The organism is Microbacterium sp. Z12_35, from assembly GCF_058310475.1.
This window is the reverse complement of the sequence record NZ_JBZEGJ010000001.1, coordinates 1,135,516-1,158,148: the sequence shown is the minus strand read 5'-3', so window position 1 is coordinate 1,158,148 and position 22,633 is coordinate 1,135,516. Positions and strand designations below refer to the sequence as shown.

Annotated in this window: 24 protein-coding genes; 17 read left to right on the top strand and 7 right to left on the bottom strand. The window is 70.2% G+C overall.

Annotated elements, in window-relative coordinates:
* Positions 1 to 36 precede the first annotated feature (36 nt).
* Complete coding sequence (locus AC4FS1_RS05780; protein WP_491153302.1) at positions 37 to 504, bottom strand: hypothetical protein; 468 nt, start codon at positions 502 to 504, stop codon at positions 37 to 39.
* Between the two features lie 36 nt (positions 505 to 540).
* Here AC4FS1_RS05780 and AC4FS1_RS05775 point away from each other — a divergent pair, with 36 nt between their 5' ends.
* The 8 genes from AC4FS1_RS05775 to AC4FS1_RS05740 all read left to right on the top strand — a co-directional run bounded on the left by AC4FS1_RS05775 (position 541) and on the right by AC4FS1_RS05740 (position 5,773).
* The gene (locus AC4FS1_RS05775) at positions 541 to 939 is read left to right on the top strand and encodes a DUF2809 domain-containing protein (RefSeq protein ID WP_491153301.1); all 399 of its coding nucleotides are present in this window, start codon (positions 541 to 543) and stop codon (positions 937 to 939) included.
* 43 nt (positions 940 to 982) lie between these two features.
* Positions 983 to 1,318, top strand: coding sequence for a nuclear transport factor 2 family protein (locus tag AC4FS1_RS05770; RefSeq protein WP_491153300.1), 336 nt, complete (start codon positions 983 to 985; stop codon positions 1,316 to 1,318).
* A 46-nt stretch (positions 1,319 to 1,364) separates the two neighbouring features.
* Entirely contained in the window at positions 1,365 to 2,273 is a 909-nt protein-coding gene (locus AC4FS1_RS05765) for a L,D-transpeptidase (RefSeq protein WP_491153299.1), read from the top strand.
* 70 nt (positions 2,274 to 2,343) lie between these two features.
* A complete protein-coding gene (locus tag AC4FS1_RS05760) occupies positions 2,344 to 3,147 on the top strand; it encodes a glycosyltransferase family 2 protein (protein ID WP_491153298.1) in 804 nt (267 codons plus the stop codon).
* A gap of 3 nt (positions 3,148 to 3,150) precedes the next feature.
* Positions 3,151 to 3,450 carry a DUF1905 domain-containing protein gene (locus tag AC4FS1_RS05755; RefSeq protein ID WP_491153297.1) on the top strand — a complete coding sequence of 100 codons (300 nt, stop codon included), beginning with the start codon at positions 3,151 to 3,153 and terminating at the stop codon, positions 3,448 to 3,450.
* 1 nt (position 3,451) lies between these two features.
* Positions 3,452 to 3,958, top strand: a complete 507-nt coding sequence (locus tag AC4FS1_RS05750) for a prepilin peptidase (protein WP_491153296.1) — start codon at positions 3,452 to 3,454, stop codon at positions 3,956 to 3,958.
* A gap of 64 nt (positions 3,959 to 4,022) precedes the next feature.
* Complete coding sequence (locus AC4FS1_RS05745) at positions 4,023 to 5,063, top strand: YhjD/YihY/BrkB family envelope integrity protein (RefSeq protein ID WP_491153295.1); 1,041 nt, start codon at positions 4,023 to 4,025, stop codon at positions 5,061 to 5,063.
* Positions 5,060 to 5,773 carry an NAD(P)H-hydrate epimerase gene (locus tag AC4FS1_RS05740; RefSeq protein ID WP_491153294.1) on the top strand — a complete coding sequence of 238 codons (714 nt, stop codon included), beginning with the start codon at positions 5,060 to 5,062 and terminating at the stop codon, positions 5,771 to 5,773. Before AC4FS1_RS05745 ends, AC4FS1_RS05740 begins: the two co-directional genes overlap by 4 nt.
* Here the strand turns inward: AC4FS1_RS05740 and AC4FS1_RS05735 are convergent.
* A complete protein-coding gene (locus tag AC4FS1_RS05735) occupies positions 5,761 to 6,507 on the bottom strand; it encodes a glutamine amidotransferase (RefSeq protein WP_491153293.1) in 747 nt (248 codons plus the stop codon). The two genes, AC4FS1_RS05740 and AC4FS1_RS05735, sit on opposite strands and share 13 nt — an antisense overlap.
* Positions 6,504 to 9,053 carry an alpha-glucan family phosphorylase gene (gene glgP / locus AC4FS1_RS05730; RefSeq protein WP_491153292.1) on the bottom strand — a complete coding sequence of 850 codons (2,550 nt, stop codon included), beginning with the start codon at positions 9,051 to 9,053 and terminating at the stop codon, positions 6,504 to 6,506. Before glgP ends, AC4FS1_RS05735 begins: the two co-directional genes overlap by 4 nt.
* Before the next feature lie 123 nt (positions 9,054 to 9,176).
* On the opposite strand from glgP, the gene AC4FS1_RS05725 reads away from it, so the two are divergent.
* Both AC4FS1_RS05725 and AC4FS1_RS05720 read left to right on the top strand, forming a co-directional pair.
* On the top strand, positions 9,177 to 9,404 hold the full coding sequence (locus AC4FS1_RS05725; RefSeq protein ID WP_491153291.1) for a response regulator: 228 nt from the start codon (positions 9,177 to 9,179) through the stop codon (positions 9,402 to 9,404).
* Positions 9,401 to 10,030 (top strand): CYTH domain-containing protein, encoded by a 630-nt coding sequence (locus AC4FS1_RS05720; RefSeq protein ID WP_491153290.1) that lies wholly within the window; start codon positions 9,401 to 9,403, stop codon positions 10,028 to 10,030. The genes AC4FS1_RS05725 and AC4FS1_RS05720 overlap by 4 nt, the downstream gene beginning before the upstream one ends.
* Before the next feature lie 1,058 nt (positions 10,031 to 11,088).
* Here the strand turns inward: AC4FS1_RS05720 and lpdA are convergent.
* A complete protein-coding gene (gene lpdA / locus AC4FS1_RS05715; protein ID WP_491153289.1) occupies positions 11,089 to 12,486 on the bottom strand; it encodes a dihydrolipoyl dehydrogenase in 1,398 nt (465 codons plus the stop codon).
* Between the two features lie 10 nt (positions 12,487 to 12,496).
* Positions 12,497 to 13,135, bottom strand: coding sequence for a copper resistance CopC family protein (locus AC4FS1_RS05710; protein ID WP_491153288.1), 639 nt, complete (start codon positions 13,133 to 13,135; stop codon positions 12,497 to 12,499).
* Positions 13,136 to 13,237: 102 nt separating this feature from the next.
* On the opposite strand from AC4FS1_RS05710, the gene AC4FS1_RS05705 reads away from it, so the two are divergent.
* Positions 13,238 to 13,639 carry a four-helix bundle copper-binding protein gene (locus AC4FS1_RS05705; protein ID WP_491153287.1) on the top strand — a complete coding sequence of 134 codons (402 nt, stop codon included), beginning with the start codon at positions 13,238 to 13,240 and terminating at the stop codon, positions 13,637 to 13,639.
* Between the two features lies 1 nt (position 13,640).
* Here AC4FS1_RS05705 and AC4FS1_RS05700 read toward each other — a convergent pair whose 3' ends face one another.
* Complete coding sequence (locus AC4FS1_RS05700) at positions 13,641 to 13,988, bottom strand: hypothetical protein (protein ID WP_491153286.1); 348 nt, start codon at positions 13,986 to 13,988, stop codon at positions 13,641 to 13,643.
* Between the two features lie 167 nt (positions 13,989 to 14,155).
* Here AC4FS1_RS05700 and AC4FS1_RS05695 point away from each other — a divergent pair, with 167 nt between their 5' ends.
* The 3 genes from AC4FS1_RS05695 to AC4FS1_RS05685 all read left to right on the top strand — a co-directional run bounded on the left by AC4FS1_RS05695 (position 14,156) and on the right by AC4FS1_RS05685 (position 15,984).
* Entirely contained in the window at positions 14,156 to 14,656 is a 501-nt protein-coding gene (locus tag AC4FS1_RS05695) for an FHA domain-containing protein (RefSeq protein WP_491153285.1), read from the top strand.
* Positions 14,656 to 15,342: a transcriptional regulator FtsR gene (gene ftsR / locus AC4FS1_RS05690; protein WP_491153284.1), complete on the top strand. Its 687-nt coding sequence runs from the start codon at positions 14,656 to 14,658 to the stop codon at positions 15,340 to 15,342. Before AC4FS1_RS05695 ends, ftsR begins: the two co-directional genes overlap by 1 nt.
* 96 nt (positions 15,343 to 15,438) lie before the next feature.
* Entirely contained in the window at positions 15,439 to 15,984 is a 546-nt protein-coding gene (locus tag AC4FS1_RS05685) for a MerR family transcriptional regulator (RefSeq protein ID WP_491153283.1), read from the top strand.
* 193 nt (positions 15,985 to 16,177) lie between these two features.
* Here AC4FS1_RS05685 and AC4FS1_RS05680 read toward each other — a convergent pair whose 3' ends face one another.
* Positions 16,178 to 16,990 (bottom strand): ParA family protein, encoded by an 813-nt coding sequence (locus tag AC4FS1_RS05680; protein WP_491153282.1) that lies wholly within the window; start codon positions 16,988 to 16,990, stop codon positions 16,178 to 16,180.
* 65 nt (positions 16,991 to 17,055) lie between these two features.
* Here AC4FS1_RS05680 and AC4FS1_RS05675 point away from each other — a divergent pair, with 65 nt between their 5' ends.
* The 3 genes from AC4FS1_RS05675 to AC4FS1_RS05665 all read left to right on the top strand — a co-directional run bounded on the left by AC4FS1_RS05675 (position 17,056) and on the right by AC4FS1_RS05665 (position 22,591).
* Complete coding sequence (locus tag AC4FS1_RS05675) at positions 17,056 to 20,463, top strand: pyruvate carboxylase (protein ID WP_491153281.1); 3,408 nt, start codon at positions 17,056 to 17,058, stop codon at positions 20,461 to 20,463.
* Positions 20,464 to 20,562: 99 nt separating this feature from the next.
* Positions 20,563 to 22,095: a MinD/ParA family ATP-binding protein gene (locus tag AC4FS1_RS05670; RefSeq protein WP_491155650.1), complete on the top strand. Its 1,533-nt coding sequence runs from the start codon at positions 20,563 to 20,565 to the stop codon at positions 22,093 to 22,095.
* 4 nt (positions 22,096 to 22,099) lie between these two features.
* Positions 22,100 to 22,591, top strand: coding sequence for a peptide deformylase (locus tag AC4FS1_RS05665; RefSeq protein ID WP_491153280.1), 492 nt, complete (start codon positions 22,100 to 22,102; stop codon positions 22,589 to 22,591).
* The last annotated feature ends 42 nt before the right edge of the window (positions 22,592 to 22,633 follow it).

Sequence of the window (22,633 nt, the reverse complement as noted above, 5' to 3'; positions counted from 1 at the left end):
TCCGCGTTTACGCATCCGGCCGCCCCGGCCGGGGGATCAGTCCGCCCTGTCCGGAAGGACAGGAAGGGAGCGCGCCCGCATGAGGGACGCAGGGATGTGGCCGATCCCGAGGAGGACCGCGGATCCCGCGATCCAGGGGTTGGCGACCCATGCCGCCGTCGCCAGGAACACCACGACGGGCGCGATCGCCATCGGCACCGGTATGCCGGCGAACGGCGCGTAGAGCACGCGTACGCGGCATCCCGTTCTCAGGTACCGCGCCCAGAGGCCCCCGTACAGGAGAACGCCTCCCGCCACGGCCGCGGACCATCCCCATCTCAGCGGCCCGGGCTCGGTGATCGCCGGCACCGTCACGCACAGGGCCTGGCCGCTCCGCTCGAGAATCACCAGCACGCGTGGGACACGGGCATCCGGATAGCCGTCGCGAGGCGGGAACCGCAGCAGAAGCAGGTTCGGGGCGAGCACGGCCAGGCTGACAAGCAACCCCCACACGGAAAACCCCACACGGGGACGCTACCGCCCGTGACGCAGGATGGCAGGGTGTCGACCTCCTCGCGCCTCCGGCGGACGGCTGCCGCCCTCTCCCTCCTTGCTGCAGTCGGTGCGGGCCTGAGTGTCCATGCGCTCGCGCCCGACATCGCCGCGAGCGACATCGCGGGCGATGCGCTCTACGCGCTCGCCGCGTATGCCGGCGTCGCGCTGCTCGCCCCGCGTCTCGCCCCGGCGGTCGTCGCGATCACCGCCGGTGGATGGTGCGCGGCCGTCGAGCTCTTCCAGCTGACCGGACTGCCTCTGCAGTGGGGCGGCGCGTTCGCGCCCGTCACGCTTCTCCTCGGGACCGTCTTCGACGGACGGGACCTGATCGTGTACGTTCTCGCCGTGCTCGTCGCGGCCGGAGTCGACAGCGTGGTGGGGAGGCGGTTGCTGAGCGCGCGGTGAGGGGGCACGCTGTGGGCAGCCCGATTCGCCGGAAGGACTTGTCATGACCGTCACGCCGCTTCCCGCAGCCATCGCCGCCTTCATCGACGCCACCAACGCCGGCGACGACGAGGGATTCCTCGCCGCGTTCACGGATGACGCGGTCCTCAGCGATTGGCGGAGGGTTTACCGCGGGCGGGGCGAGATCGCCGAATGGAATCGCACGGACAATATCGGCAAGCGCTCCCACTTCGACCTCGTCGGGATCGAGCCCGGTGCGGCCGCCGACACCTTCGTGGTGACCCTCACGGTCGCCGGCGACGGATACAACGGAACGGGGCCGATGACGTTCTCGCTGTCGGGCGGACGTATCTCACGGCTGACCATCTCTCCCGAGTGACGCGCCCGCGCTTGCCCCGCGCACGGCGGGGACGGACGATGGGGTGGTGACCGATTCCCCCCGGCCGGCGCGGCCCGCCGCCCGATGGATTGCCATGGCCGTCGCTGCCGTGCTGGTGGCCGCCGGCGGCATCGCGGTGTGGGCGCTCGCCGATCGCGGCGGCGCCGCAGCGCCGGCCGCGACCGCGATTCGTGCGGACACGCCCTCTCCGATCCCCACGGCATCTCCCACTCCCAGCGGGTTTCCGGCGAACACGGCGTCGTACCCGCTCGACCAATTGCCGCAGGTCGACGTCTACGCCGTCATCCCCGCTCTCCCCGTTGATGCCGACCCCTACGGCGCTCTGACCGGCGACCTGGCGCGGGCGACGGCCGAGCGGATCCCCGTGTTCGCCGACCCCACGGGGGAGCCGGTCGCCGCCCTGCCTCGCGATCACTATTACGACGGCACCACGGTGCCCGTGATCGAACGACAGGAGCACTGGCTGCACGTGCTCCTCACCGGTCGCGCGGCGCTGCCGTCGGCGGGGAACCCCGCGCAGCTCACTGGATGGGTGCGCGCGCAGGACGTGGAGCTGTCGACCGCGGGAGCGACGGTAGAGGTCGATCTGGCGGCCCGCACCATCGACATCGTCACCCCTGATGGCACACGCGAACGCATCGCCGACGACTACGCGTGGGGCACCGAGGCAACGCCCACCCCGCTCGGCCGCTCGTTCGTGATGATGGTGCGCACCGAACCGTCGCTGACGTATACCCGGGGTCATCCGCTGGTCTATCTCGCGGCGCAGTCACCGACCCTCGACGGGTTCGGGGGCGCGCCCGTCGCGGTGACGGCGTTCCACTATCACGACGCCCGGACCGGCGCGATCTCCAACGGCTGCCTGCGGCTGGGACCGGAGGCGATTGATCGGCTCGGCCAGTTGCCCGTCGGAACCCCGGTCGTCATCCGCTGACGCGCACGCCCGGCCCGACCATTGTGCAGGGCGCGCCCGGTGGTGAACACGCGCGAGTAGCGTGGGCCGCGTGTCATTGGTTCCTCGTATCGCGGTGGTCATCCCATGCCGCAACGATGCGCCCTTCCTCGAGGAGTGCCTGCGGGCGCTCGCCGCGCAGTCCCGCCAGCCCGATGAGGTCATCGTCGTCGACAACGACAGCGCCGACGACTCCGCCGCCGTCGCGCGGCGGTATGGGGCCCGGGTCGTCACCGAACCGATGGTGGGCATCTGGCCGGCGGCGGCTCGCGGATACGACGAGGCCCTGGGCTTCGACTTGATCGCTCGACTGGATGCTGACTCCCGCCCCCATCCGGACTGGATCTCGCGGATCGTTCAGGCCTTCGTGGCCGACCCCGCGCTGGGGGTGCTCACCGGCGGGTCGGAGTTCTACGGCTCGACGCCCCTCGTCCGCTACCTCGGCGACCACTGGTACGTCGGCGGCGGCACCTTCTGGGTGCGGCAGTGGCTCGGCATCCCGCTCGTCTTCGGGTCGAACTTCGCCATGCGGTCGGCCGTCTGGAACCGCATCCGCGACCAGGTCGACCGTACCAACCCGAAGATCCACGACGACCTCGACCTGACGATCCACCTGCGGCCCAGCGACGGAGTCCGGTACGACCCCGACCTGCGCATGCCCGTGTCTGCCCGCCCGTTCGCGCGGCCGTCGGCCCTGTTGCGGCGGGTGTGGCGCGTCATCCCCACGTTCGCAGCCACCTGGCCGGCCGGATCGCCCTGGCATCGCGCACGCCATGACGACGCCGCGCAGCCGCTCGATGCCGCGGGCATCCGGTGGCCGGACCGCGGCGACGACGTGGCTGAGCGAAGGAGGTAAGGGGTGCACGTCGAGTTCGAGGCCGAGGTGTTCCGATGGAGCGCCCGGGAAGACGCGGCCTGGTACTTCGCTGAGGTGCCCGAAGAGCTCAGTGGCGACATCCGGGAGGTGATGGAGCCCTTCGCTCGCGGTTTCGGAGCAGTCCGGGTCGAGGCCACGGTCGGTACGACGACGTGGCGCACATCGATCTTCCCCGGCTCGTCAGGAACGTATTCGCTTCCCCTCAAGCGTGCGGTGCGCGAGGCCGAATCGCTCGTCGACGGCGGGCCGGTTTCCGTCGCGCTCGAGATCCTCGACGGGTGACATGACCATCGCCGCCGGCGTTGGCGTCGTGTTCGCGCTGATCGCGTACGGGTGCTTCGCGGTGCAATCGGTGACTCTTGCCGTCGTCGATGCACGCACGCACCGCCTTCCGAACCGGTACGTGCTGCCGGGGTACGCGGCGGCCGGGGTGCTGCTTCCCGCCTCTGCTCTGGCGTCCGGCGTTCCCGCGCGCCTCATCCCGACGCTCGGGGGCGCTGCGGCGTTGTTCGCGTTCTATCTCGTGCTGCGGATGCTGCGGCCGGCGGCCATGGGCGGGGGCGACGTCAAGCTCGCGGGGGTGATCGGCGCCTACCTCGGATTCCTGGGCTGGGAGAGCGTGTGGATCGGTGCGCTCGCGGGGTTCCTGCTCGGGGGGTTCTACGGGGTGCTGCTGCTGCTCACGCGGCGCGCCCGTGCCACGTCGGCCATCCCGTTCGGCCCGTGGATGCTGGGGGGCGCGTGGCTCGCGATCGTCGCCGCCGCCCTGCCCGTGATCGCGCGCGGCTGACCGGTGGTGTCACGTGTCGTCAAGCCCCCGCGGTCGGCGGATGCGGCGCCGATAGCCTGATCAGATGTCGAGTGTTCTGTCCCGTGTCACCGCCTGGGCGCTGGCGCGCCGCCCCGTCCGTGCACTCCTGGTCTACAGCAGGGCACGCGGCCCCATGCTGGCCGACTCCGTCACGTACCGCACGCTGTTCGCGTTGTTCGCCGGGGTCCTGCTCGGCTTCTCCGTGGCGGCCCTGTGGCTGGCGGGCAATCGGGAGGCGTGGAACGCGCTCGTCGATTCCCTCGACGCGGCCATTCCCGGGCTCCTCGACCTCGTAGACCTGGATGACGTCCAAGCACCGGCGGGTCTCACCATCGCCGGCGTCATCTCCGCCATCGGCCTCATCGGCGCCGCGATCGGCGCCGTCGGCTCGCTCCGGTCGGCCCTACGGACGATCGCGGGTATCGCGACGGACGACGTGCTGTTCGTGTGGGTGATCCTCCGGAACCTCCTTCTGGCCATCGCGATCGGCGCGGGCCTCGCGGCGGCTGCCGCAACGACCTTCCTCGCCACCGCCGGGTTGGCCGTGCTCACCGACTGGCTCGGGATCCCCGGAGACGCTCCCGCGCTCGGTTTCGTCGCGTGGCTCGTCTCCGTGGTCGTGGTCTTCGTGCTCGACACCCTCGTCGTCGCTGCGGCGTTCCGGCTGCTCTCCGGGCTCCACGCGCGGGCGCGGACGCTGTGGACCGGCGCGATGATCGGCGGGTTCGGGCTCACGGTGCTCCAGCAGCTTTCGGGTCTGTTCGTCGGCGGGGCATCCAACAACCCGCTGCTGGCCTCTTTCGCCTCCCTCATCGCGCTCCTGCTCTGGCTGAACCTCTCGAGCCAGGTGATCCTCATCGCATCGGCGTACATCGTCATCGGCGTTGAAGAAGATCAGGACCGCGTGCGGGCGCTGCACGGCGCTACGACGCTGGCCCAGTTCCGCGTGCGCCGGGCTGAGCTCGCCGTGCAGGCGGACGCCGACGAGTTGCGCGCGGCACGTGATGCCGAGGCCAAGGAGCGAGAAGGCGAAAACGAGCGAAACAGCGAAAAGGAGCGCGAGGGCAGGAAGGAGCACGCGTGAGTGAGGCCGCCCTGGTGCCCGCGTATACCGCGGCCGCCGTGCGAGCGGCCGAGGCACCTCTCCTCGCGGCGGGGGAGCCGCTGATGCGGGAAGCCGCGACCGCACTGGCAGGGGTGGTGCGGGAGCGATTGGCCGAGGCCCCCGGACGCGTCCTCGTGCTCGCCGGCGGCGGTGACAACGGAGGCGACGCGCTGTATGCGGCGGCCGAGATCGCCGGCGCCGACCAACCGGTGGACATCGTTCTCACGTCGGACCGCGTGCACCGCGAGGCCCTGGCCGCGGCGATGTCGGCCGGCGCCCAGCTGCGGGGAGCCGGCGAGCTGTGCAGCGAACCGCCCACCTACGCGCTCGTCCTCGACGGCATCCTCGGGATCGGCGCGTCTGCCGACCCCCGCCTGCGCGGGGTTGCGCGCGCCGTCGTCGAGGCCCTGCTGCCGACGCTGCGCGACGGCGGTACGACGGTGATCGCCGTCGACCTGCCCAGCGGACTGCATCCCGACGACGGCCGCGCCGACGATGTGGTGCTCCCCGCGGACACGACGGTGACGTTCGGCGCCGTCAAGGCCGGACTCGTCCGCGGCCGTGGACCGCAGCTCGCAGGCGACGTGCGGCTGGTCGACCTCGGTCTGGGACCTGCTCTCGCCCGCGCGCACCCCGAAGTGACCGGGCCGATACCCGTCACGCGTCTTCCGCGGCCTCAGCGCCCGTAGAGTTCGACGAAGCGGCGCAGGATGCGCCCGGGCTCGGTGACGTGGGCACGGCGTACCGCCGCCAGCGTGTCATCCAGCTCATGGGGCGCGAAGTAACCGTGGGCGGCATACGCGTGGATCCGCGTGGTGATGCCATCCACATCCAGTTCGGGGTGGAACTGCGTGGCGTAGACGTTCTCACCGACACGGAACATCTGCACGGGGCAGCCTGGGGACGACGCGAGGAGGACGGCGCCGGGCGGAAGGACGCTGATCGCCTCTTTGTGGCCGACGAAGGCGCCGAAGGTCGTCGGCATCCCGGAAAGGAGAGGGTCGTGGCTCCCCGCCTCGGTCAGGGAGACCGGGACGATGCTGATCGGTTCGGAGAATCGCCGGTCGATGACCGCGCCGAGATGCGTCCCGAGGGTCCCCACCCCGTAGCACGCCCCTAGGAAGGGGAAGTCGCGTGCGACCACCTCATCCAGGAGCGCGGCGAAATCGGACTCCACGCGCTGCTGAACCGCGGACTTACGGTCCGCAGGATCGGATGCGTTGAACGGGCTGCCACCGACGAAGATGCCGGAGATCTCGTCGAGGTCCAGCGACGGGAGCGGTCCGGATTCCAAGCGGACGCGACGGAGCTGGGAGGGGTGCAGTCCGCTGTAGCGCAGGAACAGCGCGTACTCCTCATCGGCCGGGCCGTCCTCTCCGCGGGTGGCGAGCAGGACGAAGGGGCGCTTCTCCGCGCCGGTCATGAGGCGAACGTCACCAGCCCCAACTCGACGTCGGAGACGAGGTACGGATGCTGCGGCACGGCACGGACGGCATACCCGAAGGGCCCGGTCACGTCGAGGTCGAGGGTCGCTTCGAACACGGTCGGTCGGCCGTCTCCGCCACCGACCGGGGCGAGGGCGAGCACCTCCCGCGCGCCGGTCAGTTCGCCATCCGCGTCGGCGCTCCCGGAGACGAGCTCGATGGCGACGTCGGAAGGCGCCAGCGCGCCCAGCTCGACCTCGGCACGCACGCGCAGGCGGTCGCCCGCGCGTGCCTGCTGCGGCAGACCGGACGCGTCAACGCTCAGCACCCGCACCGCGGGCCACCCCTCGCGCACTCGCCCGACGTAGGCCGCGAGCTCCGCGGCGGCGGCGTGGTGGTCGGCTGCCAGTGCGCGGGCGTTCACCGCCGCCGGCGCGTAGAGGTGGGTGACGTATTCGCGCACCATCCGGTCGCTGGTCGCCTTCTGGCCGAGATCGGTCATGGTATGGCGCACGCGGTCGAGCCATCCGCGCGGGATTCCGCCGTCGCGGTCGTAGTAGGCCGGGACGAGCTGATGCTCGATGAGGTCGTACAGGGCAGCGGACTCCAGATCGTCGCGCTCCTCATCGCTGGTCGCGGTGTCGGCGGTGGGGATCGCCCACCCGTTGCGGCCGTCGTACCACTCGTCCCACCATCCGTCGAGCACCGAAAGGTTCAGGGCGCCGTTGAGGGCCGCCTTCATGCCGGACGTGCCGCACGCCTCCAAGGGCCGCAGCGGGTTGTTCAACCACACGTCGCATCCGGGGTAGAGCGTCTTGGCGAGGGTGATGTCGTAGTCGGGCAGGAACACGATGCGTCCGCGCACGCGGGGGTCGCGGCTGAAACGGACGAGCTGCTGAATGAGTTGCTTGCCCGAGTCGTCAGCCGGATGCGACTTGCCCCCGATGACGATCTGCACGGGCCGCTCGGGGTCGGTCAGCAGCCGGGTGAGGCGCGCGGGGTCGCGCAGCATGAGGGTGAGGCGCTTGTACGTCGGTACCCGCCGGGCGAAGCCGATCGTGAGCACCTCCGAGTCCAGGACGTCGCCCGCCCACGCGCCGGCCGTCGAACCGGCCGCCTCCGAGAGGCGCCGGCGGGCTTCGGCGATGAGCTCCTCCTTCATCCGGGTGCGCACGCCCCACAGCTCGTCGTCGGAGAGGACGTCGCGGTCCCGCCAATCGTGCTCGGTGGTGAGCGCGTCGCCGAAGGCGCGCTCGCTGAGGCCCTTCAGCGCCGGGTGGACCCAGGTCGGCGCGTGCACGCCGTTGGTGATCGAACCGATGGGCACCTCGTCGGTGTCGACCCCGGGCCACAGCGCACCGAACATGGAGCGGCTGACCTTGCCGTGGAGGCGCGAGACCCCGTTCGAGTGTTGGCCGAGGTGCAGCCCCAGAACGGCCATGTTGAACACCTGCGGGTCGCCTCCGGGGTATGTCTCGACCCCGAGGTCGAGCGCTCGCTCCGAGTCGAGCCCCGCCAGCAGCCCCGTGGCGAGGTACTCGCCCACGAGGCTCCTCGGGAATCGGTCGATTCCGGCGGGTACGGGGGTGTGGGTGGTGAAGACCGTCGACGCCCGAACCTGAGCGAGGGCGGCGTCGAATGACAGGCCGGCGCCGGTGACGAGTTCCGACATGCGCTCCAGGCCCTGGAACCCGGCGTGGCCCTCGTTGGTGTGATAGACGTCCGGCTCATCGCGCCCGGTGACCCGGCACCAGGCCCGCACCGCGCGCACGCCGCCGACGCCGAGGAGGAGCTCCTGCAGCAGGCGGTGCTCGCCGCCGCCGCCGTAGAGGCGGTCGGTGACACGGCGCAAGTCTTCGGAATTGGAGGGAGTCTCCGAATCCAGCAGCAGCAGCGGCACGCGGCCGATGTCGGCGACCCAGATACGCGCGGAAAGGGTACGTCCGCCGCTCACCGCCAGTGCGATCTCCACGGGAGCGTCATCCGCTTCCCGCAGGAGCGTCAAGCCGAGACCATAGGGGTCGAGCACGGGATAGCTCTCCCGCTGCCAGCCGTCGTCGCCGATCGACTGCCGGAAGTAGCCGGCGCGGTAGAACAGGCCCACGCCGGTGAGGGGGACCCCGAGATCGGACGCGCTCTTGAGATGGTCGCCCGCGAGGATGCCGAGGCCTCCGGAGTACTGCGGCAGCGACCCGTCCACACCGAACTCGGGCGAGAAGTACGCGATCGATCGCGGCTTCGGTTCAGGCAGGCTCTGGAACCAGCGGTCGCCGGTCAGGTACGCCTCGAGCCGTTCATCCTCTTCGCGGACGCGCCACGCGAAATCATCGTCGCGCGCAAGCTCATCCAGCGGCGCCTGGCCGAGGGCGCCCAGCATCCGCGACGGGTTCTCGCCGACCTGTTCCCACAGGCCGGGATCCATGGACGCGAACAGTGCGTGCGTCGCGCGGCTCCATGACCACCGCCAGTTGGATGCCAGCCGGTCGAGCGGGGCGAGGCGCTCCGAAAGCACGGGTCGGACGGTGAACGTACGCAGGGCCTTCATCCGTGTGAGTCTAGGTGACCTCCGTGACTGCCCACCGCCGGATTTGCGGGGGAGGGGCGCCGGATTTGCGGGGAGGGCTGCGCTGGTCCGCTGAGGATTCGCGGGGAGGGTTACGCTTGCCCCATGGCTATCGCACGACTGACCGGAGGGCCGCTTGACGGCCAGTTCCTCCCACTGGATGACGACACCGACGACGCGCTGATCGTCCCCTACGGTGAGGGCCAGCTGGTCTACCGTCGCGAGGGGGATTTCGAGAACACCGGCGAGAACGACGGCCCCACGCAGGCGACCTACCGCTTCAGCGCCGAGACCGAGGACATCAACCCGGACGAGGACGGGCGTCTGGGTTGACCGCAGGCCCCGATCCCCTCCGCTCGATCGAGGTCGAGCGGAAATATGACGTCGGCGACGGCGGCGAACTGCCGAACTGGTCGGCGCTCCCAGGGGTATCGCTCGTGGATGAGGCCGAGGTGCGCGAACTCGACGCGCGCTACGTCGACACCGAGGATGTGGCGCTTGCCCGTGCTCACGTCGCGGTACGCCGCCGCTCCGGCGGACCCGACGCGGGGTGGCATGTCAAAGTGTCCGCCGCCGACGGCCGGCACGAGTGGCAGTGGCCGCTGGACGAGGGCGGCGAGCCGGTTGTGCCCGAGGGGCTGATCGCCGCGATCGCGCAGTGGGCGGCCCCGCCGCTGCTTCCGCTGGCGCGTATCCGCAACACCCGCACCGCCTATGCGTTACGCGACGGTGAAGGCGGCCTGGTCGCGGAATTCGTGGACGACCGCGTCCGCGCGCTGGATGAGCGGTCCGGGCGCGAGTCGGCATGGCGAGAGTGGGAGGTCGAACTCGGCCCCGCCGCCCCTGCCGACCCCGACTGGCGCGAGGCCTTTTTCGCCGCGGTGGATGCGGCTGTGTCCGCCGCCGGTGGCGGCCCCGCCGCATCCGACTCGAAGCTCGCCCGCGCGCTCGGCCGCTGACCTCTCGCACTCCGTTTCCCCCGCCGACGGCACCGGCACTCGTCGGACGTCCGCGTCCCGCGCCGTTCGCACCCCGGGCCGTTCGCGCCCCAAGCCTCGGCCCCGAGCGTTTCGGGAGGGGATGTGCACAGGGGAGGGCGTCTTAGAGCGATCTGGTCCTCCCGAAGCGCCATCTCCTCCCGAGCCGCACGCCGCACGCCTCACGCGGCCCGAACGCCGCACGCAGTACGCCGGGCTCCCACCCCGAGCGTTTCGGGAGGGGATGTGCACGGGGGAGGGTCTCTTTGAGCGATCCGGTCCTCCCGAAGCGCCATCTCCTCCCGGGCCGCACGCCGCACGCCTCACGCGGCCCGAACGCCGCACGCAGTACGCCGGGCTCCCACCCTGAGCGTTTCGGGAGGGGATGTGCACGGGGGAGGGAGTGTTTGAGCGATACGGTCCTCCCGAAGCGCCATCTCCTCCCGAGCTGCACGCGGCACGCCGCACGCGGCCCGGATGCCGGACGCAGGGCTCCCACCCGGAGCGTTTCGGGAGGGGATGTGCACAGGGGAGGGTCTCTTTGAGCGATCTGGTCCTCCCGAAGCGCCATCTCCTCCCGAGCCGCACGCCGCACGCCGCATCCCGCACGCCTCCCGAGGCCCGGACGCCGCACGCAGGGCTCCCACCCTGAGCGTTTCGGGAGGCGATGTGCACGGGGGAGGCGGTATTAGAGCGATACGGTCCTCCCGAAGCGCCATCTCCTCCCGAGCTGCACGCGGCACGCGGCATCCTGCCCGCCTCACGCGGCCCGGATGCCGCACGCGGGGCTCCCACCCCGAGCGTTTCGGGAGGGGATGTGCACGGGGGAGGCGGTATTAGAGCGATACGGTCCTCCCGAAGCGCCATCTCCTCCCGAGCCGCACGCCCACACGCCGCACGCCGCCCGGCCCCGCCGACGGCACCGCACCCGGCCCCGCCCCGCCCCGCGCCGCACGCCATCCCCGACCCGCGCACTACCCCCGGAACACAGCAGCGCCGCCCGGCTTCAGCTGGGCGGCGCCGCGGGTGCGAGGCGAAAGTCAGATGTTGATCATGTGACCGGCGAGGCCGTGGAAGGCCTCCTGCAGTGCCTCCGACAGGGTCGGGTGCGTGTGCACGTTGCGTGCCAGCTCGAGCGCCGTGAGGTCCCACTTCTGCGCGAGGGTCAGCTCGGGCAGAAGTTCGGACACATCGGGGCCGATGAGGTGGCCGCCGAGAAGCTCGAGGTGCTCGCTGTCGGCGATGAGCTTGACGAAACCGATCGGCTCGCCCAGGCCGTTGGCCTTGCCGTTCGCGGAGAAGGGGAACTTAGCGACCTTGATGTCGTGGCCGGCGTCGCGTGCCTGCTGCTCCGTGAGGCCGAACGAGGCGACCTGGGGCGAGCAGAACGTCGCACGCGGCATCATCCGGTAATCGCCCAGCGTCATGGTCTCGGCCTTGCCGATCGTCTCGGCAGCCACGACGCCCTGCGCCTCGGCGACGTGCGCGAGCTGCAGCTTGGCGGTGACGTCACCGATCGCGTAGATGTGCGGCACGTTCGTCCGCATGTAGTCGTCGATGCCGATGGCGCCGCGCTCGGTGAGCTTCACGCCGGTGTTCTCCAGGCCGAAGCCCTCCACCCGCGGGGCGAAGCCGATGGACATGAGCACGCGGTCGGCCTCGATCGAACCCTTCGTGCCGTCCTTGGCCGTGTAGGTCACCGTGACCTTGTCGCCGGAGTCTTCGACGGTCTCGACCTTGGTCGAGGTGAGGATGTCGACGCCGTAACCCTTGTACTGCTTCTGGATCTCCTTGGAGATCTCGGCATCCTCGTTGGGGAGGGCGCGATCGAGGAATTCGATGATCGTGACCTTCACGCCGTAGTTCGTCAGGACGTACGCGAACTCCATGCCGATCGCGCCGGCACCGACGATGACGATCGATTCGGGCAGTTCGCGGTTGAGGATCTGCTCCTCGTACGTGACGACGTTCTCGCTCAGGGTCACGCCGGGCAGAAGCCGCACGGTGGAGCCGGTCGAGATGATCGCGTTGTCGAAGGTGACGCGTTCGACAGAGCCGTTGGCCCCCGCCACGTCGATGGAGTTCGCATCGACGAACGTGCCGCGGCCGTCGTACTCCGTGATCTTGTTCTTCTTCATCAGGTAGTGGATGCCCTTCACATGGCCATCCGCGACCTTCCGGCTGCGATCCCACGCGGCGCCGAAGTCGAACGTGACGTCGCCGGAGATTCCGAAGAGGTCGGCCTTCGCGTGGAAGGTGTGCGCCAGGTCGGCGTTGCGCAGGAGAGCCTTGGAAGGGATGCAGCCCACGTTGAGGCAGACACCGCCCCAGTACTTCTCTTCGATGACCGCGACCGAAAGGCCGAGCTGGGCGCTGCGGACCGCTGCGACGTAACCGCCGGGGCCCGCGCCGAGGATGACGACGTCGTAGTGAGGCATGACTCCCAGCCTATCGGTCGTCGCGGACCTCGGAGTCGGCGGCGGCACGGCGTGGGCGCACGACCAGGAGGTACAGCACGAGGGCGATGACAACCGCCAGGACGACGCCCCCGATGATCCACGGCAGCCGGCTGGCGGAGTCCTCACCGGTGGCTGCTGTCGGCGACGGCGCGGGCTCGGCCGACGCGCTCGGTGTCACGGTGTCGGTGGGCGACGCGGGCGTGGACGCCGTCGGCGTCGGGGTGGGGCTCTCCGGGCCCGTCACGGTGAACGCGAACTCCCCGGAGATGGGGTGCCCATCACTGGAGACCACCCGCCAGAGCACCCGGATGCTGCCGCTGGCCTCACCCGCCAGTGGCTGGGTGAGCGTCGTCCCGTCCACCACGGCGGGTCCGTCGGTGAGCGGGGTGCCCGCAGCATCCGTCACCTGCACCTGGTTCGCGTCGTCGCCGCCGAGCAGTTCGGCGCTGAAAGCGAGCGTGAGCGCCTCGGGCAGCTCTGTCAGCTGGGAGTCCGCCACCGGATCTGTCGAGACGAGCTCGTCGTGCGCCGCCGCCGGCGAGGCCGCCCCGTACACGAGCGTGAGGACCCCCAGGAGGACGGTCGCGAGGACGGTCAGGGGGTGGATGCGGAAGCGGTCGGAGGTCATCCTTCGGAGCCTACCCGCGGCCCTTATGCGGGTCACCCGCTGCCCCTACCATGGCCGCAGGCGGGGGAATCTGCCCGCTGCCGGTGAACACGGAGGTGCGGGATGGACATGCGGATGATGGACATGATGTCGGACGACACGATGTCGATGCCCGGCAGGGGGACGATCAACATGGAGCTGCTGCAGGCGTGTCTGGACGCCTGTGCGGCGTGCGAGCAGGCGTGCACGGTCTGCTCGACACAGATGCTCTCGTGCGCGCCGGCGTGCATGAACTGCGCCGACATGTGCAACACGATGATGCGCACCATGCTGCGCATGCAGGGCACCACTCCGGCAGCGATGATGGCGATGCTCGACGCGTGCATCGCGATGTGCCAGGTGTGCGAGGAGGAGTGCCTCGAGCACGCCTCGCACCACGTGGCTTGCGAGCTGTGCGCTCAGGCGTGCCGCGCCTGCATCGACGCCTGCGTGGCGCTGAAGGACTCGATGATGGCTGCGGCCTGAGTCAACCGACGAGCGCGACGTTCAGTCGGCGGCCCCGGGCCGCCAAGACGGCGTAGCGGCCGTGGATGGCGACCGGTTCGCCCGGCGCGAGACCGGTGGATGCGGCGTGCCACAGGGTGACCGCGACGCCGTCGGCGAGCGTGTGCAGCACGATCTCGCCGGAGTCCGCGTCGGAGCTCGTCACGACAGCATCCCGCCACTCCGAGGGGGTCGCCGCCGCGAGGCGCGCCTGGATCAGGTGCAGCGCGTGCCCGGGAGCGAAGGATGAGCACGCCCCGCCGGAGGTGCACATGCACGTCTCACGCTCGCGCACCTCGAGCGGCGGACGACGGCGGGACGGGCTCGACACGGTGGGCTCCTGATCAGTAGGTTCGAAGTCCCGCCAGGCTAGGCGGATCCGACGCCCGGTGCCCTCGGCGCAGACACACAGCGCAACACTGCGCAGGACCCCGTCCCGGGGGAGTGGCCTCATGGGGCACGGAGCGATCGGATAGTGTGGACGCGGAAGGAGGCCTCGTGGACGAGACACGTCGACCTGAGCCGGGCGAGATCCGGCGCGATGCGGATTCCGGTACGCCGGAGGCACGCTCGCATGACACCACGCAGACCTTCGGGCACGATGCCGATCTGTCGTTCGTGCCGTTCGGCAGCGAGCTGAGCGAAACCGAGATCGAGGCGATCGGCGCACTGCCTTCGGGCGCTGCGCTGCTGCTGGTCCGGTCGGGGCCCACGGCCGGCGCGCGCTACCTCCTCGACACCGACGTCACCACGGTGGGGCGCCACCCCGAGGCCGACCTGTTCTTCGACGACGTGACCGTGTCGCGTCGTCACGCGGAGATCATCCGCGACGGCGTACGGTTCGACATCGTCGACCAGCGCTCCCTCAACGGCACGTATGTCAATGGCGAGCGGGTCGACCGGGCATCCCTTGCCAACGGCGCCGAGGTGCGCATCGGGAAGTTCCGGCTGACGTTCTTCGTCTCTCCCGCGGATCTGCCGCTGGCTGCCGACGACTGATGCCGGCAGCATCCGCCCGCGGCCGTTCGTCGTCCGCGGGGCTCCTCAGCATCGGTCAGGTCCTGGCGCGCTTGACGCCGGAGTTCCCGTCGCTCACTTCGAGCAAGCTGCGGTTCCTCGAGGTCCAGGGCATCGTCTCGCCTACGCGAACCGACTCCGGGTACCGCAAGTTCTGCGCGGCAGACCTTGAACGGCTGCGCCTGGCCCTGACGCTGCAGCGCGATCACTACCTCCCGCTCAACGTGATCCGCGATTATCTGGCCGAGGTCGACGCGGGCCGCGACCCGTCGCCTCCCAGCGCCGTGCCGTCGATCGTGCCCGCGCCCCGGCGTTACCGGCGTGCAGAGCTGCTGGCGGCAGCCGGCGCTGCCCCGCAGCTGCTCAACGACGCGATCAGCACAGGCGTGATCGTCGCCGCGGAGTCGTACAACGACCAGACCGTGGCGCTTCTGCGTGCGCTCGTCGCGCTCGACCGGCATGGGATCGAGCCTCGACACCTGAGATCGGTGCGTCAGAGCGCCGAACGCGAGGCCGCCTTGATCGAGTCGGCGCTCGCGACGCTCATGCGGCGCCCGGATGCTGCATCCCGGGCCCGCGCGAGCGAACTCGCGCCGGAGCTCGCCAAGCGCCTTGAGGACGTTCGGGCCGTGTTCGTGCGTGACGCCATCGAACGCATCGTGTCGTGACCCGGCGACACGCCGAGCCTGGGATGCGGATGTCGTTGCCCGGGGCCATCCGCTCATCTAGCGTGGGTATATCCGATTCGATGTGGAGGTTCCGGCATGACTGCTGATGAAGCTGTCGGCGGGCCTCGGTTCGTCTCAGACCTTTTGTTCACCGATGGGCTGCCCCAGATGGATGACGAGGTCGGCTACCGCGGTGCGGTGGCGGCACGCGCCGCCGGGATCACGTACCGGCAGCTCGACTACTGGGCGCGCACCGAACTCGTGGAACCCACGGTCCGCGGTGCCAGTGGCTCCGGGTCGCAGCGCCTCTACGGATTCCGCGACATCCTCGTGCTCAAGCTGGTGAAGCGGCTGCTGGATACCGGCATCTCGCTGCAGCAGATCCGTACCGCGGTCGACCAGCTGCGCGCTTCCGGCATCCGCGACCTCGCGGGCACCACGCTCATGAGCGATGGTGCCTCGGTGTACCTGTGCACCTCGAACGACGAGGTCATCGACCTCGTCAGCCGCGGGCAGGGCGTCTTCGGGATCGCCGTCGGCAAGGTGCTGCGCGAGGTCGAGTCGACGCTGGTCGAATTCGACCCGACCGCGCCCGACCCGGTCGACGAGCTGGCCGCGCGGCGCGTCAAGCGCACCGCGTAACGTCCCGCGCCCGCCACCCGCCGCCGCATCCCCGAGCCCCGCCCGGCTTCCCTCACGTTCCGCCCGCCCGCCTTCCGTCCCGTCACGCGCTCCGGCGCGTCATGAGATCAGGAGTTTTGGCCGAGACAGGCCGAATCGGCCCGGATCGTCCTGTCTCCGCGAAAACACCTGATCTGGTGCAGGCGGGAGGCGGTCAGACGCTGGCGGCGTCGCCCGGAACGGGGATGCGCCCCGTGCGCATGACGCGGTCGAGCAGCGCGTCGAAGTCGGCCGCGAGCTCCTGAGCCGAGTCGCCGGGCCAGACGTGCAGAGGCTTCGCGGCGCCCTGCGCCTGCTGCAGCGACGTGCGCTCGGGCAGCTGGGGGTTCAGCACCAGGGGTCCGAACATGTCGCGCAGCTCCTTGATGCGGAACTGGTGCTCGATCGACTGCGGGCGCACGCGGTTCACGACGACCCCCAGCGGCTGAAGACGGGGGGAGAGGCCACGGCGGATTTCTTCGATCGCCCGCAACGCGCGGTCGGCGGCGGCGACGGAGAAGAGACCGGGCTCGGTGACGACGATCACCCGGTCACTCGCCGCCCACGCCGTGCGCGTCAGGGCGTTCAGCGAGGGTGCGCAGTCGATGAGGACGAGGTCGTAGTCGGCCTCGATCGTGGCGAGCGCCTCCTCGAGCTTCCACACGTCACGGACGCTGGGATGCGGGCCGTCGAAGTTGATCGCGGACGGGCTGCCGATGAGCACGTCGATCGTGCCCGGGTGCACCTTCGCCCAGCCGCTCGAGGTGATCGCCTGACGCACGACCTTTTCTCGCGGATTCGCGAGAACATCGGCGACGTTGAGACGCCCCGCGACGGAGATGTCCATGCCGGTGGAAACGTCGGATTGGGGGTCGAGGTCGACCACGAGGGTGCGCACGCCGCGAGCGAAGGCCGCGGAGGCCAAGCCGAGCGTGACGGTGGTCTTGCCGACGCCGCCCTTGAGCGAGCTGACGGAGAGTACGTGCACAAGCGTCTACGTTACCGTCCCCTAGGCTGTGAGCACACTCAGCCGGTCGCCACTGTGAGGTGCGCATGTTCCGAAAGATCCTGGTCGCCAACCGCGGCGAGATCGCCATCCGTGCTTTTCGAGCCGCCTACGAGGTCGGTGCCCGCACGGTTGCGGTGTATCCGTACGAGGATCGGTTCTCCCTGCACCGGCTGAAAGCGGATGAGGCGTACCAGATCGGTGAGCGGGGACACCCCGTCCGTGCGTATCTGGATGTGGACGAGATCATCCGCGTGGCGCGCGAGAGCGGCGCCGACGCGATCTATCCCGGCTATGGCTTCCTTTCGGAGAACCCGGAGCTTGCCGAAAAGGCCGCTGCGAGCGGTATCGCGTTCATCGGCCCGCCCGCTGCCGTGCTGGAGATGGCCGGCAACAAGGTCACGGCGAAGCACCACGCGACCGCAGCCGGCGTTCCGGTGCTGCGCTCGACGGAGGCCTCGGACGACATCGACGCGCTCCTGGCGCAGTCCGATGACATCGGGTTCCCGTTGTTCGCCAAGGCCGTCGCCGGCGGCGGCGGACGAGGGATGCGGCGAGTGGAGTCCAAGGGCGAGCTCGCTCCCGCCCTCGCCGAGGCGATGCGCGAAGCACAGAGCGCGTTCGGCGACGCCCGCATGTTCCTCGAGCAGGCGGTGCAGCGCCCGCGGCACATCGAGGTGCAGATCCTCGCCGACTCGACGGGTCACACGGTTCACCTCTTCGAGCGCGACTGCTCGCTGCAGCGTCGCCACCAGAAGGTCATCGAGATCGCTCCGGCCCCGAACCTCGCCGAGGACGTGCGCACCGCGCTCCACCGCTACGCGGTCGCCTTCGCGGAGTCGATCGGCTACCAGAACGCCGGGACAGTGGAGTTCCTCCTGGAGACGGCCGGTCCCCGCACGGGCGAGGTCGTCTTCATCGAGATGAATCCGCGCATCCAGGTCGAGCACACCGTGACCGAAGAGATCACCGACGTCGACCTCGTGCAGTCGCAGATGCGCATCGCCGCGGGGCAGACCCTGAACGAGCTGCACCTCGCGCAGGATGACATCCACCTGCGCGGCGCGGCCCTCCAGTGCCGTCTGACCACCGAAGACCCGGCCCAGGGGTTCCGCCCCGACACCGGCAAGATCACGACCTACCGTTCGCCCGGTGGCGCCGGCATCCGCCTGGACGGGGGAACGACCGCGGCGGGATCGCAGATCAGCCCGCACTTCGACTCGATGCTCGCGAAGCTCACGTGCCGCGGGAGGGATTTCCCCGCCGCGGTGGCCCGTGCGCGCCGAGCGCTCGCGGAGTTCCGTATCCGCGGTGTGTCCACGAACATCCCGTTCCTCCAGGCGGTGCTCGATGACCCCGCCTTCCTCGCCGGAGACGTGAGCACGTCGTTCATCGATGAGCGCCCCGAACTGCTGCAGGGGCGCGAGTCGAAGGACCGCGGCACGAAGGTCCTCAGCTGGCTCGTCGACGCCACCGTGAACCGCCCGAACGGGGAGAACCCGGTCTCGGTGAACCCGCGTCTGAAGCTGCCCGCGATCGACCTGCTGACTCCCGCGCCGTCCGGGTCCCGCCAGCGTCTCGAAGAGCTCGGCCCGGCCGGGTTCGCACAGGCCCTGCGGCAGCAGAACGCCCTCGCCGTGACGGAGACGACGTTCCGCGACGCGCACCAATCGCTGCTGGCGACGCGCGTGCGCACCAAAGACCTCGTCACCGTCGCGCCCTATGTCGCCCGGCTCACACCCCAGCTTCTCTCCGTTGAGGCGTGGGGCGGCGCCACGTACGACGTCGCCCTCCGGTTCCTGAGCGAAGACCCCTGGGAGCGGCTGGACGCCCTCCGTTCGGCGTTGCCGAACATCGCGATCCAGATGCTGCTGCGCGGCCGCAACACCGTGGGCTACACGCCCTATCCGACCGAGGTCACCGACGCCTTCGTGGCCGAGGCCTCAACCAGTGGCATCGACATCTTCCGCATCTTCGATGCGCTCAACGATGTCGCCCAGATGCGCCCGGCCATCGACGCCGTCCTGGCCACCGGCCGCTCGGTCGCCGAGGTGGCTGTCTGCTACACCGGTGACCTGCTCGACCCGAACGAAGACCTGTACACCCTGGACTACTACCTGCGTCTCGCGGAGCAGATCGTGGCCGCCGGTGCGCACGTCCTCGCGGTCAAGGACATGGCGGGGCTTCTCCGCCCGGCTGCGGCGACGAAGCTCGTCACCGCCCTGCGTGAGCGGTTCGACGTGCCTATCCACGTGCACACCCATGACACCGCCGGCGGCCAGCTCGCCACGCTCCTGGCCGCGTCCGCGGCGGGGGCGGATGCGGTGGATGCAGCATCCGCGCCGATGGCCGGGACCACCAGCCAGCCCTCCCTCTCGGCCCTCGTCGCCGCGCTCGCGCACACCGAGCGTGACACGGGGCTCGACCTGCAGGCGGTGTCCGATCTCGAGCCCTATTGGGAGGCAGTGCGGCACCTGTACCGGCCGTTCGAGTCGGGGCTTCCGGGGCCTACCGGCCGCGTCTACCGCCACGAGATTCCCGGGGGCCAGCTGTCCAACCTCCGCCAGCAGGCGATCGCGTTGGGGCTCGCCGAGGATTTCGAGCTCATCGAAGACATGTATGCCGCGGCGAACGACATCCTCGGGCGCGTGCCCAAGGTGACGCCGTCGTCGAAGGTGGTCGGTGACCTGGCGCTGTACCTGGCGGCCGTCAAGGCCGATCCTGCCGACTTCGCCGCGAACCCGGAGAAGTACGACGTCCCCGATTCGGTCGTCGGCTTCATGGCGGGCGAGCTCGGGGAGCTCCCCGGCGGCTGGCCCGAGCCGTTCCGCACCAAGGTCCTCGCCGGACGGGACGTGAAGATCGGCGTGAGCCCGCTCACTGACGAAGACACCGAGCAGCTGGCCGGCTCGCCCGCCCAGCGCCGGGATCGGCTGAACCGGTTGCTCTTCCCCGGGCCGACCCGCGCGTACGCCGAGGCGCGGGAGAACTATGGCGACCTCAGTGTGCTCGACACTGCGGACTACCTGTACGGGCTGATGCCAGGTGGCGAGCACGTGGTCGAGATCGAGAAGGGCGTGCAGCTGTTCGTCGGGCTCGAAGCCATCGGCGACGCGGACGACAAGGGAATGCGCACGGTCATGACGACGCTGAACGGTCAGCTGCGTCCGGTCTTCGTGCGCGACCGCTCGATCGCCGTCGAGACGCGCTCGGCCGAGCGCGCCGATACCTCGAAACCGGGTCAGGTCGCAGCTCCCTTCTCCGGTGTCGTGACGGTGAAGACTGCCGTCGGCGACACCGTTTCGGCCGGCCAGCCGGTGGCGTCGATCGAAGCGATGAAGATGGAGGCGGCCATCACCAGCCCGGTGGACGGAGTGGTGGAGCGGCTCGTCATCGGTGACACGGCACAGGTGGACGCGGGGGACCTTTTGGTCGTCATCCGCCCCGCGCAGTAACCTGAGGGGGACGGGCGCCGCGCGCCCACCCCCGTTTGGAGACCTGCTGTGACCCCCGACCGACACGACGAGACGCCCGAGGAAGACGCGGAGCACGGCATGTTGACCGACGCGACAAGCGTCGAGACAGCCGGCATCGGCATCCTCGGCGCACGCACGGCACGAGTGAGCCTCTCCCTTCCTGCCGACGACGATGACCTCGCCGAGGATGAGGCCGTCGACGACATCGCCGTCGATCATGCGGCCGGGGACGCCGCCATCGAGGAGATCGCCACGGGCGACATCATCCTCGAACGCGCGCCGGAACGCGAAGCTCTCCCCGACGACATCCACGATGCGGATGAGGTGATCGACGAAGCGGGCGCGCACGCCCCGGCCACCGAATCCGTCGCCCACACGCCGGCCGCGGCATCCCTCGCCCCGCCTCTCGAACCCCAGCCCGAGCCCGCGGAGACCGCACAGGATGCGGCGTCGGCGACCAGTGCGCCCACCACGCCGCGCGCGCTGCACAGCGGCAGCATCGCCGTCGGTGAGCCGGTGTCGTTGACGCCGACGACGCGCCGGGAAGCGCATCACGCGGACGAGCACGGACGGGGAGACCGCGCGCACGCCGTGGAACGGGTCCACCCTCCGCAGCCGGAGGTCACCCTCGCGTCCAAGCGGCTCGGTGAGTTCGAGCCGAACCGCGAGACGGCCGACCTGCTCACAGCAGACCGGCTGCTCGAGCGGGGTCAGGTCAGCGGAGCGGAGCCGGAGGGCCTGTGGCAGCAGCTGGTCTACTCGCTATCGCGGCACCGCATCAATCTCGGCGACAGCCGCAAGGCACGCGCCCGCAAGCGGCTCGACCTCCGGATCGCCGCACCGTTGTCCGGCGGAGCCCGCTTCGTCGCGGTTCTGTCGCGCAAGGGCGGGGTGGGTAAGACGACCATCACCACTCTGCTCGGGATGGCGCTCGCCTCTGCGCGCGACGACCGCATCATCGCCATCGACGCCAACCCCGACCGCGGCACCCTCGCCGACCGCATCGGACGCGTCGGCGGGCGCACCGTACGTGACCTCGCGCGCCTTCGCGGCGCCGTCACGGGGTTCAACGACATCTCGACGATCGTCGGTCGCGACACGACGCGGCTGGATGTCCTCGCATCCGATTCCGATCCGCGTATTTCCGAGGCGTTCAGCGACCGCGATTACCACGACGTCGCCGCCGTGGCTGCTCACTACTACTCCATCGTGTTGACCGACACCGGCACCGGCGTCGTGCACTCGGTCATGGGAGCGACCCTCGAGGTGGCCGACCAACTGGTCATCGTCGCGGGGCTCAGCGTGGACGAAGCGAGACTGGCCTCCGAGACTCTGACATGGCTGGAGACCAACGGGTACTCCGATCAGGTGCGCAGCGCCGTCGTGGTGCTCAACAACGCGCGTCCGGGCACGCCGCTCGTGAGCGAACGCGAACTCGAGGCGCACTTCCGCACGCGCGTACGCGCGGTGGTGCGGATGCCCTACGACCCGCTCATCGGCGTCGGCAGCGAGATCTCGTTCCGGGACCTTCAGCCGGCGACACGCCAAGCCGCGCGCGAACTGGCCGCTACCGTCGTGGAGGGCCTTCGCGCGATGGCTCCCGCCGCGTGACACGATGACCGTCCGCAGCATCCGCCTCTTCGGCGACCCCGTCCTCCGCGCACCCAGCGCCGTCATCACCGAGATCGACGACGGTGTGCGTGCGCTCGTGCAAGACCTCCTCGACACCGTCGAACCGCCCGGACGTGCCGGCGTCGCCGCGCCCCAGATCGGTGTCGGGCTGCGCGCCTTCAGCTACAACGTCGACGGCGAGATCGGCTACGTGCTCAACCCGGTGCTCGTCGAGACGGCCGGTGAGCCCGTGCCGACGGCGGAGGGCTGCCTCTCCATCCCCGGCGTGTGGCACGACGCCCTCCGCTTTCCCTACGCGAAAGTCGTCGGCATCGACCTCGACGGGAACGAGGTGACCCTCGAGGGGGAGGGGCTGATGGCTCAGGCTCTCCAGCACGAGACCGACCACCTCGACGGGATGCTGTTCGTCCAGCGCCTCCCCGCCGACGCACGGCGCCAGGCGATGCGGGAGATCCGCGAAAGCTCCTGGTTCTGACTCGCGTCCTTCACGCGAGAAACGACATGTCGGGCGAGAAAC